This window comes from Rhodocyclaceae bacterium (assembly GCA_020248265.1).
Lineage (GTDB): Bacteria > Pseudomonadota > Gammaproteobacteria > Burkholderiales > CAIKXV01 > CAIKXV01.
Genome location: JADCHX010000004.1, coordinates 451,870 through 465,735, shown reverse-complemented (window position 1 = coordinate 465,735; position 13,866 = coordinate 451,870). Strand labels below are relative to the sequence as shown.

Sequence of the window (13,866 nt, the reverse complement as noted above, 5' to 3'; positions counted from 1 at the left end):
GTCACGGTGGCGCTGCTGTTCGCGATCGCCACCGCGCTGGTCGTGCTGATCGCCTACATGTTCGCCGAGCTCTATCTGGCTGCGAAGGGCTGGGGAGGCGTCGTTCCGGACGGGCGCGAACCGGCCCACCTGCGGATGCGCAACCTGCTCCTGTGGATCGGCGTGCCGGTGATGTTCGCGCTGGGCTTCGCGGTCGGCTGGTTCAGCCATGCACCCTCGCAACCGCCTGCGCGCGCCGATGGTGGTGCGGACGGCCCGAACGGCGCATGAAGGCACCACGAGCGGCCCGGTATACCTGCCGGGGCCGGCTTGTCGCTACACTCGCGGCTTCCTGAAGCAAGCCGATCGGGCTCATCGAGCATGATTCCTCATTGCCTAGGCATCGACCATGCAGTGATCAACACCGCCGGGCGTATCGACGACACCGTCGACCAGTTCGCTCGACTCGGCTTCCGGCTCACCCCGCGCGGCTTCCACAGCACCGGCTCGGTGAACCACCTGATGATGTTCGGGCCCGACTACCTCGAGCTGATCGGCGTTCCGGCGCAGAACGCCGCGCTGCGGCCGGAACTGTCCGGCAGCCCGCGCGGACTCAATGCGATCGCCTTCGCCACCGACAGCGCCGCCGGCGCGCACACCGCGCTGGCCCAGGCGAAGTTCATGCCGCAGCCGGTGAAGGCGCTGTCGCGGCCGGTCGCGCTGGACGACGGCGTGACGGACGCGCGCTTCGCGCTGGTCGCGCTGCCGCCCGAGACGGTCTCGTGGGGGCGGCTCTTCGTGTGCGAACACCTGACCCGCGAACTGGTCTGGCGCGACGGCCTGCGCAGCCATCCGAACGGCGCGCGCGAGATCACACGCATCGCCATTGTCGTCCCGGATCCGTACGCCGAGGCGATGCGGCTCGCACCGCTGTTCGCCGAGACCTCGATGCGCCCGGACACGCCCCGTGCAGAACTGACGCTCGGACACCTGCGCGTCGACTTGGTCACCGCAGCGCAACTGCAGCACCGGCTCGGTGACTCGGCCTGCGAAAGCGAAGGACGCACCTCGTACATGGCAGCGATCGAACTGCGCTGCACCGACCTGGACGCGGTGCGCCACTGCCTGCGCGCCCTCCCGGCACGGGGCGTGCATGACCAGGGCTCGCGCGTGATCGTCGCAGCCAGCCTCGCCTGCAACACCACGATCGAATTCATCGAATAGCGCACCACCGAACCGCCGGAGTTTCCCCATGCAACACCCGTACAACCTCGGCGCGCTGATCGATCCCGCGCTGGTCGCCGCCGGCGACGCGCGCATCGCGCTGATCGAACCCGCCACCTCGCCGGTGCGCCAATGGAGCCATGCCCGGCTCGATGCACTGTTCGACAGCGTCGCGCGCGGGCTGGTGAAGCGCGCATCCGGGCTCGGACTGACCCGCGGCGACCGCATCGCGATCCTCGCGGCGAACTCCGCCGAGTTCATGGCGGCCGCGTTCGGTGCGATGCGCGCGGGCTTCGTCTGCGTGCCGGTCAACTACAAGTTCCCCCAGGAGACCATCGACTACATCGCCGCCAACTGCGGCGCGAAGCTGGTGTTCTGCGACGCCGCGCGCCGCACGCAGGTGCCGGCCGGCCTGCCGGTGATCGAGTTCGGGGCGCCCGGAGCGGACGGCTTCGATGCGCTGCTCGACCCGGGTCCGTTCACGCCGGTCGAGCCGAGCGTCATCGACGGCGTGCGCGAACCGGCGATCTTCCTGTACACCTCTGGTTCGACCGGGCGCCCGAAGGGCGTGGTGCTGTCGCACGCGAGCCACCTGTGGGTGACGGGCAAGCGCACCGAAGGGCAGGACTATTCGAAGCACCGGCTGCTGGTCGCCGCGCCGCTCTATCACATGAACGGGCTGGCGATGGCCCAGTTGTCGATGCGCGCCGGGGCGACGCTGGTACTGCTGCCGCAGTTCAACGCGCTCGAGTACATCGCTGCGATCGAGGCCTACCGTTGCACCTGGCTCACCGCCGTGCCGCCGATGCTCGCGATGATGCTGCAGGAAGCCGACGCGATGGCCCGCACCGACCTGTCTTCGGTGAAGTTCATCCGCATGGGATCGGCGCCGGTCAGCGACGCGCTGCTGTCGCGCATCCACGCCGCCATCCCGCAGGCGATCGTGGCGAACGGCTACGGCACCACCGAGGCGGCGATGGTGGTGTTCGGCCCGCATCCGAAGGGGCTGCCGCAGCCGGGGCTGTCGGTCGGCTACCCGCATCCGGCGGTGCAGCTGCGGCTGGTCGACGGCGACAACCTCGACGCGGCCGAGGGCGTGCTGCAGATGAAGAGCCCGGCGATGCTCAACGGCTACTACGGGTTGCCGGAGGCGACGCGCAAGGCCATCACCGATGACGGCTTCTACATCACCGGCGACATCTTCCGCCGCGATGCAGACGGCTTCCACTATTTCGTCGGCCGCGCCGACGACATGTTCGTGTCCGGCGGCGAGAACATCTACCCCGGACAGGTCGAGAAGCTGCTCGAGCAGCATCCGGCGATCGAGCAGGCCTGCTGCATCCCGGTCGAGGACGAGATCAAGGGCATGAAGCCGGTCGCCTTCGTGATCCTGAAGCCTGGCCGGTCGGCCACCGAGGACGAACTGAAGCGGCACTGCCTGCAGCATGCGCCGGCCTACATGCACCCGCGCCGGGTCTGGATCGTCGACGCGTTCCCGCTGGCGGGAACGAACAAGATCGATCGGAAGGTGGTGACGGCGATGGCGATGGCGGAGCTTGAGGGAGCAGCCGCATCATGAGTCCCCTGCTCGCGCTCCTGGCCGCCCTGCCGGCCACCCTCGCCGCCGGTGACGCACAGGCGCAGGCCGGCGGCTTCCCGGCAAAGCCGGTGCGCATCGTCGTCGGGTTCGTGCCTGGCGGGTCTACCGATATCACCGGCCGCGTGATGGCACAGCGCCTCACCGACCAGGTCGGCCAGCCGGTGGTGGTGGAGAACCGACCTGGGGCTGGCGGCAACGTGGGCGCCGAAGCCGTCGCGCGCGCGCCAGCCGATGGCTACACCCTGATGCTGACCTCGATCGCCATCCAGGGCATCGGGCCTGCGCTCTATCCGAAACTGCCATTCGACCCGATCCGCGACTTCACGCCAATCACCCAGCTCACCGCGATCCCCAACGTGCTGGCCGTGCATCCCTCACTGCCGGCGAAATCGGTGAGCGAACTGATCGCGCTCGCACGCAAGCGCCCGGGCGCGATCGCGTTCGCGTCGGCCGGTGCCGGCACTTCGATGCACCTGTCGGCCGAGCTGTTGAGATCCCTGGCCAGCATCGAGGTGCTGCATGTCCCGTACAAGGGTAGCGCACCGGCGATGCAGGACCTGATCGGCGGCCATACGCAGATGGTGTTCGACAACCTGCCGTTCGTGCTGCCATTCGTGAAGGCTGGCAAGGTACGGGCGCTGGCAGTCACCACCACGGCGCGCAACCCGCAACTGCCGGAGGTACCGACGATGATCGAAGCGGGTATCGCCGGCTATGACGTCACCTCATGGTTCGGGCTGGCTGCACCCGGCGGGCTTCCGACGCCGCTGACCGACCGGTGGTACCAGGAGTCCGTGAAGGCCCTGCAGCATCCCGACACCCGGCAGCGGTTCGGCGATCTCGGCGCGTCCATCGTCGGCTCGACGCCCGTCGAGTTCGGCGCCTTCATCCGGGCCGAACTGGCCAAATGGGCACGGGTCGTGAAGGCCTCGGGCGCCAAAGCCGACTGAATTGGCGATGATTCGCGATGGCGGAGCTGGGGGCTGTGACGGCGGCGGCGTGAATGATCCCTTGCGCGTCATCCCTGCACATCGCGCCCTGAAGGTCCGCGCCGCCCAGCACAACCGCAGCGCGGAAACGGAAATGCGCGCCATCCTTGAGGCCACCGAGCCGATGAATTTCGAATGATCCTGCTCGACACCAGCGTGGTCTCGGGGGCGATGACGGGCGAACCGCATCCTCGGGCACGTGCGTAGCTCGACGCGCAGGCGGCCGAGGCGTTGCTCATTTCGAGCATCACCGACAGGGCTTTCCCGCGCCTGATGGCTACATCACCGCGATCGCCGCCATACACGGGTTCGCAGTGGCGTCGCGCGCCACGAGTGCATTCGATGCCGCCGGCCTGACGGTAATCGATCCCAGGGCCGGCGTGCCGACCCAGCTGAACCCTGCGCAGCCGCCGGACTTGCGGCGGCCGCCAAAAGTCATGAAAATCCAATATGCCATGTTCGATTTTCAAGACTTTCCGTGAATACTCCGCCGTCTGCAGTCGCACGCCCGGCGCTGCTCTCCCGCATCCGCGAAGCGCTCGGCCGATCGAGGGCAGTCGTCCTGACAGGCCCCAGGCAGTCCGGAAAGACCACCCTTGCCCGGCAACTCGTCGCCGCCGGATCCGCGCTTTACTTCGACGCAGAAGATCCACGCGACGCGCGGCGCCTCGCCCAGCCGTTCGACGCGCTCGCGCGCACCGAGGGGCTGGTCGTGATCGACGAGGTGCAGCGCCTGCCCGAGCTGTTTCCCGTGCTCCGGGTCCTAATCGACCGGTCCGATCGCCTCGGGCAGTTCCTGCTGCTGGGCAGCGCATCGCCGACGCTCGCGAAACGCGCCGACGAATCGCTGCTCGGGCGCGTCGAGCGCATCGAAGTCGGCGGCTTCGACCTGATGGAAGCCGAATCGGCCGGCGACGGGGCAACCGATCGCCTCTGGCTGCGCGGCGGTTATCCACGTTCGTTCCTTGCCGCATCGGATGAGGACAGCCTCGCGTGGCGACTCGGGGCAATCACCAGCCACGTAGAGCTGGACCTGCCGCAGTTCGGCATCAATGTGGCTGCCCCGGCGATGCTGCGCTTCTGGCGCATGCTCGCGCATGTGCACGGACAGGTCTGGAACGCGGCCGATCCTGCCCGTTCGCTCGGCGTATCCGAACCCACCGTACGCCGCTATCTCGACACGTTGACCCAGACGATGATGGTCAGGCAGTTGCAGCCCTGGCACGAGAACCTGGGCAAGCGGCAGGTACGTGCACCGAAGGTGTACTTCCGCGACTCGGGGCTGCTGCACGCATTGATGGACGTCCCGACTGTGGATCAGTTGCTGGCGCACCCGCGCTGCGGCGCAAGCTGGGAAGGCTTCGCCCTGGAGCAGGTGCTGCGGCTTGCCCTGCCCGACGAGGCGTGGTTCTGGGCGGCCCACCAGGGGCCAGCGCTCGACCTGCTGCTGGTGCGCGGCCAGCGCCGCGTCGGCGTCGAGTTCAAGCGTTCACACACGCCGCAGGTCACGCGCTCGATGCGCACCGCGGCCGAGTTGCTGCAACTCGACGCGCTGTATGTGGTCTATCCCGGCCGCCACCGCTTCGCGCTGGGCGCGGGAATCGAGGCCGTGCCACTGGAAGCGCTGTTGCGCGACGGTTCGGCGGCATCGCCCGGCGCCTGACCCACGGGCGGGTCATGCAAGCTTCGGGTACCAAAGCCGACCGATTTGGCTATAATCCGCGGCCGCGCTCCGGAATCCCCGGTCTGCAAATGCGTGAAACGATGGCCAGGTAGCTCAGTCGGTAGAGCAGCGGATTGAAAATCCGCGTGTCGGCAGTTCGATTCTGCCCCTGGCCACCACCCCCGCAACCTGGCGGAAGCGGAGCCGACAGCCTGTCGATGCGTCGATGCAGGCATCATGGGGCTCACTGAAAGGGAGCATGCCATGAGCACCATCAGAGCCTGGGCCAGCCTGTCCGTCGGCGCACCGCTGCAGCGGCACGATTACGATCCGGGCCCACTCGGCGCGGAAGACGTGGAGATCGCGGTGGAGTACTGCGGCCTCTGCCACTCCGACCTGTCCATGATCGAGAACGCCTGGGGCATGTCGGCCTGGCCGCTGGTGCCCGGCCATGAAGTCGTCGGCCGCGTGGTCGCGCTGGGAAGCCAGGCGAAAGGCCTGCGCGTCGGCCAGGCTGTCGGCATCGGCTGGACCGCCGCCAGTTGCATGCACTGCACCTGCTGCCTGGGCGGCGACCACAACCTGTGTGCCACCGCCCAGCCCACCATCGTCGGCCACCACGGTGGCTTCGCCGAGCGGGTGCGCAGCCACTGGGCCTGGGCGGTGCCACTGCCCGAGGGTGTACGACCCGAGGTAGCTGGCCCGCTGCTGTGCGGCGGTATCACCGTATTCAACCCGCTGCTCGAGTACCGGGTGCTGCCGACCAGCCGTGTCGGCGTCGTGGGCATCGGCGGCCTGGGCCACATGGCACTGCGCTTCGCACGGGCCTGGGGCTGCGAGGTGACCGCCTTCACCTCCAGCCCGGACAAGGCTGCAGAGGCACTCAGCCTGGGCGCGCACCGCGTGGTGCCCAGCCGCGACAGCGACGCAATCGCCGCCATCGCCGGCCAGCTCGACCTCATCATCGTCACCGCGAACGCGCCGCTCGACTGGGACGCGCTGATCGCCGCGCTCGGCCCGAAGGGGAGGCTGCACCTCGTCGGTGCGGTGCTGGAGCCGATCCCGGTGCAGGCGTTCCCGCTGATCCTGGGCCAGAAAGAAGTCTCCGGCTCGCCCACCGGCTCGCCGACCGCGATCGCGCGCATGCTCGACTTCTGCGCCCGGCATGCCATCGAGCCGATGGTGGAGATGTTCCCGATGTCACGGGTAAACGAGGCGCTGGAACGCCTGCGCGAGGGCAAGGTGCGCTACCGCGCCGTGCTGAAGAACGATTTCGCCAACTGACAGCGCGTCTCCCGCCATGACTGAACCTTTTCGCGTCATGACCTCGGGCGCCTTCACCGCCGCCCACCTGCGGCTGCTGTCCGCCGTCGAACGCCTCACCGGCCTGAAGCTCGTGACCCTCACGACCTCGATAGGCTCGGGCGATACGTCGATCCCCAACCGCCTGAAGCGCGGTGAGGTGGCCGATCTCGTGATCTGCGACGACAGCATCGTGCAGGGTTTCATCCAGGAAGGCCTGGCAAGGGCGGAAGGCGCCGCACCACTCGCGCGCTCCTGCGTCGGGCTGGCTGTGCGTGCCGGGGCGCCAGCGCCCGACATAGGCACGCCGGAGGCGCTGCGCGCCACCCTGCTGCGCGCCGCCTCGATCGGCTACTCGGCCAGCGTCAGCGGCCGCTACGTGACCACCGAGTTGTTCAAGCGACTGGGCATCCATGACGAGGTGATGCCGAAGTGCATGTTCATCGGCAACGGCCAGCGCGTGGGTACCTTCATCGCGAACGGCGAGGTCGAAATGGGCTTCCAGCAGGTGAGCGAACTGATGCCGATCGAAGGCATCGCGCACATCACGCCGCTGCCCGACGAACTGCAGAAGTTCACGATCTACAGCGCGGCGGTACCGGCGAGCGCGCTGCATGCGGATGCTGCAGTCGGGGCCATCCGCTTCCTCTCGTCGCCGGAAGCGGCCGCAGACATCAGGGCCACCGGCCTGGAACCTGCAACCCGCTGAACCGCAAGAGGAGACCTTGGATGGCCGACGCGCCGCTGCACACCCTGAGCATCGACCAGGGCGTTGCCCTGTTGACCCTGAACCGGCCGCAGTCGCACAACGCACTGAACCGGGCGCTGCGCCACGAGCTGATGGACCTGTTCCCGAAACTCGACCGCGACCCGGCCGTGAAGGTCCTGGTCATCACCGGCGCCGGCGACAAGGCATTCTGCACCGGCGCCGACCTGAAGGAGCGCTCGGCCGGCTCCACCGCCGACATGATCGACGAGCGCCGGCATGTGATGTCGAAATGGACCCATGCGCTGGCCAGCGTGGGCAAGCCGGTGATCGCAGCGATCAATGGCTACTGCATGGGCGGCGGCCTCGAACTGGTGCTCCAGTGCGATATCTCGATCGCCGCCGACACCGCGATCTTCGCGCTGCCCGAAGTCACCCACGGCTTCTTCCCGGGTGGCGGTGCCTGCCAGCGCCTGCCGCGCCTGATCGGCTACCAGATGGCACGCGAGCTGGTGCTGACCGGCCGCCGCTGGGACGCGGCCGAGGCGAAGTCGCTCGGGCTGGTCAATCGCGTGGTGCCGCAGGCGCGCGTGGTCGACGAGGCGATGGAGATGGCACGCAGGATCGCCTCGTACCCGTCCACCGGCGTCGTGCAGGCCAAGCGCGCACTGAACCATTCGATGGAAGCCGGCCTCACCGCCGGGCTGCGCTTCGACACCGAGGCCTGGGTTGCCTGCATGCACTCCGACGAGTGGAAGCAGAAGCTCGAGGGCTTCGCGCGCAACGAACGCAAGGCCTGATGCGCATGGCATCCGCGCGCCTTGTTCGCACAGGCAGCACCCTCGTCCTCGCCGCCGCCCTGGCCACCGCCGGCACCGCCGCCCTCGCGCAGGGTCGCCCGCTGCGCCTCATCGTGCCGTTTACGCCTGGCCCAGGCGTCGACCTGGTCGCGCGCACGGTTTCCGACCAGCTGTCGCAGACGATGGGGCGCACGGTCGTCGTCGACAACCGCCCGGGCGCCGGCTCGGTGATCGGCGTCGACCTCGCGGCGAAGTCGCCGGCCGACGGCAACACCCTGCTGTTCGTCAACCTGGCTTACGCGATCAATGCCGCCATGGTGCCGAACCTGCCCTACGACCCGCTGCGCGACCTCGCGCCGGTGACGGTGGTGGCGACGCAGCCGCACCTGCTGGTGGTCAATCCGGCGATACCGGTGAAGAGCGTGCGCGACCTTATCGCGCTCGCGAAAAGCCGGCCGGGCGAGATCACCTATGCGTCCGCGGGCGTCGGCACCGGTCCGCAACTGGTCGCAGAGATGTTCTCCACTGCGGTCGGCGTGCGCATGAACCATATACCGTACAAGGGCGCCAACCCGGCGCTGTCCGACGTGGTCGGCGGCCATGCGCAGGTGATGTTCGCGACGCTGGTATCGTCGCTGCCGCAGGTGCAGGCCGGGCGCCTGCGCGCGGTGGCGGTGACCTCGGCAAAACGGTCACGCCACGTACCTGACGTGCCGACAATGATCGAATCGGGCCTGCCCGGCTTCGAGGCGGTCGGCTGGTTCATGGTGATGGCGCCCGCGCGTACCCCGGCGCCGGTGCTGTCGCGGCTGCAGCTCGCGCTGGCCGATGCGCTCGCCCAGCCGGCTGTACGCGAACGGCTTAGCGGCGACGGTGCCGAGGTGGTCGCCAGCAGGCCCGACGAGGCGAAGCGCTTTCTCGAGACCGAGATCCAGCGCTGGGGCGCGGTCGTGAAGTCGGCCGGCCTGCGCCGCGAATGAGCGCGGCGCCACCGCCGGCCGCGCCCGGCAGCCCACCGGCCAGGGGCAAGGTGCTCGCCGGCATTCGCGTGGTCGACATGACCGAAGGCGTCGCCGGGCCTTATGCATCCACGCTGCTCGGCGACATGGGCGCGGACGTGGTGAAGATCGAGCGGCGCGAGGGCGACTGGCAGCGCAGTTCCGGGCGCGGCGAACCCGGGCGCATCGGCAACGCGCAGTTCATCGCACTCAACCGCAACAAGCGCGACATCGGCGTCGACCTCGACACGCCGGGTGGACGCGCGATCGTCGAGCGGCTGGTGTCGAAGGCCGACGTAGTGGTGTCGAACTATCGCGCCGGCGTGATGGCGAAGCTGGGCTTCGGCCATGCACGCTGCGAGGAACTGCGTCCCGGCATCATCTACTGCACGATCTCCGGCTTCGGGCAGCAGGGCCAGTACTCGCGCCTGCCAGCGAGCGACACCATCCTGCAGGCGATGAGCGGCGTGATGAGCGTGGTCGGCGAACCGGACGGCGCACCCTTGCGCGTCGGCTTCCCGCTGATCGACATGACCGCGGCCAACCAGGCGGTGCAGGGCGTGCTGCTCGCGCTGTACGGCCGACTCACCGGTCAGGGCGGTGCGAACATCGACGTGAGCCTGATGGCTGCGGCCGCCTCGTTGATGTGCGGCAGCTTCACCGAGAACATGGCCACCGGGTTGCTGCCGCCACGCCAGGGCAACCAGAACAGCCTGCTCGCTCCGGCTGGCGCGTTCGAGGTCGCGGGCGGCCGCTTCATCACCATCGCGGTGCTGCGCGATTCGCACTGGCACAAGTTCTGCGCAGCACTGGAGCTCGACGCCCTCGCGCACGACGAGCGATTCGCCACCAATGCCGCGCGGGTGAAGAACCGCGACGCGCTCGACCGGATCATCGTGCCCCAGCTGCACGCCGGCACTTCGGAATACTGGCTGGAGCGGCTGCGCGCGGCCGACATCCTGTGCGGGCCGATCAACACCGTGGCCGACGTGCTCGCCGACCCCGCGCTCGCGGCCTGCCTGCCGCTGATCGACACCGGACTCGAGCAGCCGGCGCGTGCGATGGGTTCGCCGCTAAGGATCGACGGCGGCTTCTTCGACGCGCGGCGGCCACCGCCCGCCAAGGCGGAACACACCCGCGAAGTTCTCGTCGAATCCGGTTACAGTGCAGCCGAGATCGAAGCGCTGCTCGCCGAAGGCTGCGCGTTCGAAGAACACCCAACAAGGTAGCGACCCGATGCAGCGAACCCGAACCATCTCCGACGCGTACCTCGGCCTGCAGAAACAGCTGCACGAGAACCCTGACTACGGCATCGCCTCGCTGTCCTTCGCACCGATCGTCGCCGATGTGATCCGGCAGACCGGCGCATCGACGATCTCGGACTACGGTGCCGGCAAGCAGAACCTGCTGAAGGGGCTGCAGCAGGCCGGCATCCAGCCGGCCGCCTACTACCCGTACGACCCGGTGTTCCCCGAGTACGGCGAACCGAAACCGGCCGACCTGGTGTGCTGCATCGACGTGCTGGAGCACATCGAACCCGCGCTGGTCGGCAACGTGATCTCGGAGCTGGCATCGATCACGCAGAAGTTCGGCTTCTTCAGCGTGCACATGGGCCCGGCGGCCAAGGTGCTCGCCGACGGGCGCAACGCGCATCTGATCCAGCGGCCGAGTTCCTGGTGGCTGAAGCTGCTCACCGATGAATTCGAGATCCTGCACCTGCAGGCGCACCAGATGATGGGGCCGGGGTTCTGGGTGCTGGTGGCGCCGCGCGCCTAGACGGGAAGCGCACGGGCACGCCGCCCGTCCCCGGCACAGCCCGTCGGATACCCCGAGGGTGTCGTGCAGGGTCCGCCCCACGATCCGCCCCGAATTCGTTACCCTACGCCCTCGGAAAATCAGGGGGATACCCGGACATGTTCGATGTGCTCGTGATCGGCGGTGGCAACGCTGCCCTGTGCGCCGCCTTGATGGCGCGCGAAGCCGGTGCCAGCGTGCTGCTTCTCGAGGCCTCGCCGAAGGAATGGCGCGGCGGCAACTCGATCCACACGCGCAACCTGCGCTGCATGCACGACGAGCCGCAGGACGTGCTGACCGAGGCCTACCCTGAAGAAGAGTACTGGCAGGACCTGCTGAAGGTCACCGGCGGCATCACCGACGAGAAGCTCGCCCGGCTGGCGATCCGCCATTCGTCGAGTTGCCGGCCGTGGATGATCAAGCACGGCGTGCGCTTCCAGAATTCGCTGTCCGGCACCCTGCACCTGTCGCGCACCAATGCGTTCTTCCTGGGCGGCGGCAAGGCGCTGGTCAATGCCTACTTCCGCAGCGCGGAGAATCTGGGCGTGGAGATCCGCTACGACACCCCGGTCGACCGGCTGGAACTGGTCAATGGCGAGTTCCGCGCCGCCTATGTCGGGAACGAGCGCATCGAGGCGAAGGCCTGCGTGATTTCCAACGGCGGCTTCGAATCGAACCGCGAATGGCTGCGCGAGGCCTGGGGCCAGCACGAGGGCGAGTGGGTCGCGGACAACTTCATCATCCGCGGCACCCGCTTCAACACCGGCGTGCTGCTCAAGCAGATGCTCGAGGCGGGGGCGGACAAGATCGGCGATCCGGCGCAGTGCCATGCGGTCGCGATCGATGCACGGGCGCCGCTGTACGACGGCGGCATCTGCACCCGGGTCGACTGTGTATCGCTGGGCATTGTCGTCAATCGCGATGGCCGGCGCTTCTACGACGAGGGCGAAGACTTCTGGCCCAAGCGCTACGCCATCTGGGGCCGGCTGGTCGCCTTCCAGCCGAACCAGATCGCCTATTCGATCATCGACGCCAAGGCGGTCGGCCGCTTCATGCCGCCGGTGTTCCCCGGCGAGAAGGCGAACGACCTGCCGACGCTGGCACGCCAGCTCGGGATCGACCCCGACGACTTCATGAAGACGGTCGAAGCCTACAACGCCTCGTGCAAGGTCGGCACCTTCGACCATGCAGTGCTGGACGACTGCCATACCGAAGGTCTGACACCGGCCAAGACGCACTGGGCGCTGCCGCTCGACACCCCGCCGTTCTATGGCTACGCGCTGCGCCCGGGCATAACCTTCACTTACCTGGGCGTGAAGATCGACGAGACGGCAGCCGTGCATTTCAGCGGCGTGCCCAGCCGCAACCTGTTCGCCGCCGGCGAAGTCAGTGCCGGCAATGTGCTCGGCAAGGGCTACCTCGCCGGCATCGGCGTGACCATCGGCACCGCGTTCGGCCGTATCGCCGGCACCTCGGCGGCGCGTGCCGCCCTGGCGCCCGCCAACCCCGACAAAACGAAGAAAGCCGAAGGAGCCCTGAGTGCCGCCGCCTGAGTCAGCCTCGACCACCCTTGACGCACTGACGCGCGAGGCCGCCCATCTCGGCGCAGGTGGCCAACCAGCCTCGCCTTCGGCCGCGTTCAATGCGCTGCCGCTGACCGAGGCCGAAGGCGAGGTCGCGCGCCAGATGCAGATCTGCAACGCATGCCGCTACTGCGAAGGCTCTTGCGCGGTGTTCCCGGCCATGACGCGGCGGCTCGAGTTCGGCAAGGCAGACGTGCACTACCTGGCGAACCTTTGCCACAACTGCGGCGCCTGCCTGCATGCCTGCCAGTACGCGCCGCCCCACGAGTTCGCGATCAACGTGCCGAAAGCCATGGCCGTCGTGCGCGGGCAGACCTATTCCGACTATGCGTTCCCGCAGGCGTTGGGCGCGCTGTACCGGCACAACGGGCTGCTGGTGTCGCTGGCGATCGCCGGCGGCCTCGCGCTGTTCCTGGCGCTGGCCGTCGCGCTGAAGGGCGGTCTGTGGCATGAGCCGCTGGCCGGCAACTTCTATGCGGTATTCCCGCATAACCTGATGGTGGTGACGTTCGGCTCGGTGTTCGGTTTCGCGGTGCTGGCGCTGGGCATCGGAGTCACCCGCTTCTGGCGCAACGTGTCGCCGGGCGAGGTACCCGAGGGCGGCAATGCCCCCGCGGCGGCCGAAGCGGTGCACAACGCATTGAAGCTGAAGTACCTCGACGGCGGACACGGTGAGGGCTGCCACAATGAAGACGACCGCTTCAACACCACGCGCCGGCTGTACCACCACTTCACCTTCTACGGCTTCATGCTCTGCCTGGCCTCGACCAGCGTCGCCACGGTCTACCACTATGCATTCGGCTGGCAGGCACCCTATGGCTACACCAGCCTGCCGGTGATCCTCGGCACGGTGGGCGGCATCGGCCTGCTGATCGGTCCAGTCGGGCTGTGGCGCCTGAAGGCGCGGCGCCACCCGATGCATGGCGACGACGCGCAGAACCCGATGGATTACGGCTTCCTGGCGCTGCTGTTCCTGGTCAGCCTGACCGGCCTGCTGCTGATGGTGCTACGCGACACCGGCGCGATGGCGCTGCTGCTCGCGGTGCACCTGGGCGTAGTGATGGCGCTGTTCGTCACCCTGCCCTACGGCAAGTTCGCGCACGGCATCTTCCGCAGCGCGGCCCTGCTCAAGTGGTCGATCGAGCGGCGCCTGCCGAGCCGGCTGCGGCTGGGCAGCGACTGAGCATGGCCAGGCCGGTCCGCGGACGCGAACGGGCATCGGCTTGAC

General features: G+C 68.3%; 13 protein-coding genes, 1 tRNA gene and 1 pseudogene. All 15 read left to right on the top strand.

The annotated features are described in order from the left end of the window. Positions 1–6: 6 nt before the first annotated feature. The 15 genes and pseudogenes from ING98_05905 to tcuB all read left to right on the top strand — a co-directional run bounded on the left by ING98_05905 (position 7) and on the right by tcuB (position 13,821). A complete protein-coding gene (locus tag ING98_05905) occupies positions 7–270 on the top strand; it encodes a hypothetical protein (protein MCA3101386.1) in 264 nt (87 codons plus the stop codon). A 90-nt stretch (positions 271–360) separates the two neighbouring features. Beyond that, entirely contained in the window at positions 361–1,203 is an 843-nt protein-coding gene (locus tag ING98_05900; GenBank protein MCA3101385.1) for a VOC family protein, read from the top strand. A gap of 28 nt (positions 1,204–1,231) precedes the next feature. Next, on the top strand, positions 1,232–2,782 hold the full coding sequence (locus ING98_05895) for an acyl--CoA ligase (GenBank protein ID MCA3101384.1): 1,551 nt from the start codon (positions 1,232–1,234) through the stop codon (positions 2,780–2,782). After that, positions 2,779–3,753, top strand: a complete 975-nt coding sequence (locus tag ING98_05890) for a tripartite tricarboxylate transporter substrate binding protein (protein ID MCA3101383.1) — start codon at positions 2,779–2,781, stop codon at positions 3,751–3,753. The genes ING98_05895 and ING98_05890 overlap by 4 nt, the downstream gene beginning before the upstream one ends. Positions 3,754–3,802: 49 nt before the next feature. Next, a pseudogene (locus ING98_05885) lies at positions 3,803–3,907 on the top strand (plasmid stabilization protein). A gap of 399 nt (positions 3,908–4,306) precedes the next feature. Beyond that, positions 4,307–5,455 carry an ATP-binding protein gene (locus ING98_05880; protein MCA3101382.1) on the top strand — a complete coding sequence of 383 codons (1,149 nt, stop codon included), beginning with the start codon at positions 4,307–4,309 and terminating at the stop codon, positions 5,453–5,455. A 103-nt stretch (positions 5,456–5,558) separates the two neighbouring features. Continuing rightward, positions 5,559–5,634, top strand: a tRNA-Phe gene (locus ING98_05875). An 85-nt stretch (positions 5,635–5,719) separates the two neighbouring features. Further along, on the top strand, positions 5,720–6,739 hold the full coding sequence (locus ING98_05870; protein ID MCA3101381.1) for an NAD(P)-dependent alcohol dehydrogenase: 1,020 nt from the start codon (positions 5,720–5,722) through the stop codon (positions 6,737–6,739). 16 nt (positions 6,740–6,755) lie between these two features. Next, positions 6,756–7,466: a substrate-binding domain-containing protein gene (locus ING98_05865; GenBank protein ID MCA3101380.1), complete on the top strand. Its 711-nt coding sequence runs from the start codon at positions 6,756–6,758 to the stop codon at positions 7,464–7,466. A gap of 20 nt (positions 7,467–7,486) precedes the next feature. Beyond that, positions 7,487–8,263: an enoyl-CoA hydratase/isomerase family protein gene (locus ING98_05860; GenBank protein ID MCA3101379.1), complete on the top strand. Its 777-nt coding sequence runs from the start codon at positions 7,487–7,489 to the stop codon at positions 8,261–8,263. Between the two features lie 5 nt (positions 8,264–8,268). Then, positions 8,269–9,243, top strand: coding sequence for a tripartite tricarboxylate transporter substrate binding protein (locus ING98_05855; GenBank protein ID MCA3101378.1), 975 nt, complete (start codon positions 8,269–8,271; stop codon positions 9,241–9,243). Further along, on the top strand, positions 9,240–10,490 hold the full coding sequence (locus ING98_05850; protein ID MCA3101377.1) for a CoA transferase: 1,251 nt from the start codon (positions 9,240–9,242) through the stop codon (positions 10,488–10,490). Before ING98_05855 ends, ING98_05850 begins: the two co-directional genes overlap by 4 nt. A gap of 7 nt (positions 10,491–10,497) precedes the next feature. Then, entirely contained in the window at positions 10,498–11,037 is a 540-nt protein-coding gene (locus tag ING98_05845) for a hypothetical protein (protein MCA3101376.1), read from the top strand. A gap of 137 nt (positions 11,038–11,174) precedes the next feature. Next, the gene (gene tcuA / locus ING98_05840; GenBank protein MCA3101375.1) at positions 11,175–12,608 is read left to right on the top strand and encodes an FAD-dependent tricarballylate dehydrogenase TcuA; all 1,434 of its coding nucleotides are present in this window, start codon (positions 11,175–11,177) and stop codon (positions 12,606–12,608) included. A gap of 94 nt (positions 12,609–12,702) precedes the next feature. After that, positions 12,703–13,821 carry a tricarballylate utilization 4Fe-4S protein TcuB gene (tcuB, locus tag ING98_05835; protein ID MCA3101374.1) on the top strand — a complete coding sequence of 373 codons (1,119 nt, stop codon included), beginning with the start codon at positions 12,703–12,705 and terminating at the stop codon, positions 13,819–13,821. The last annotated feature ends 45 nt before the right edge of the window (positions 13,822–13,866 follow it).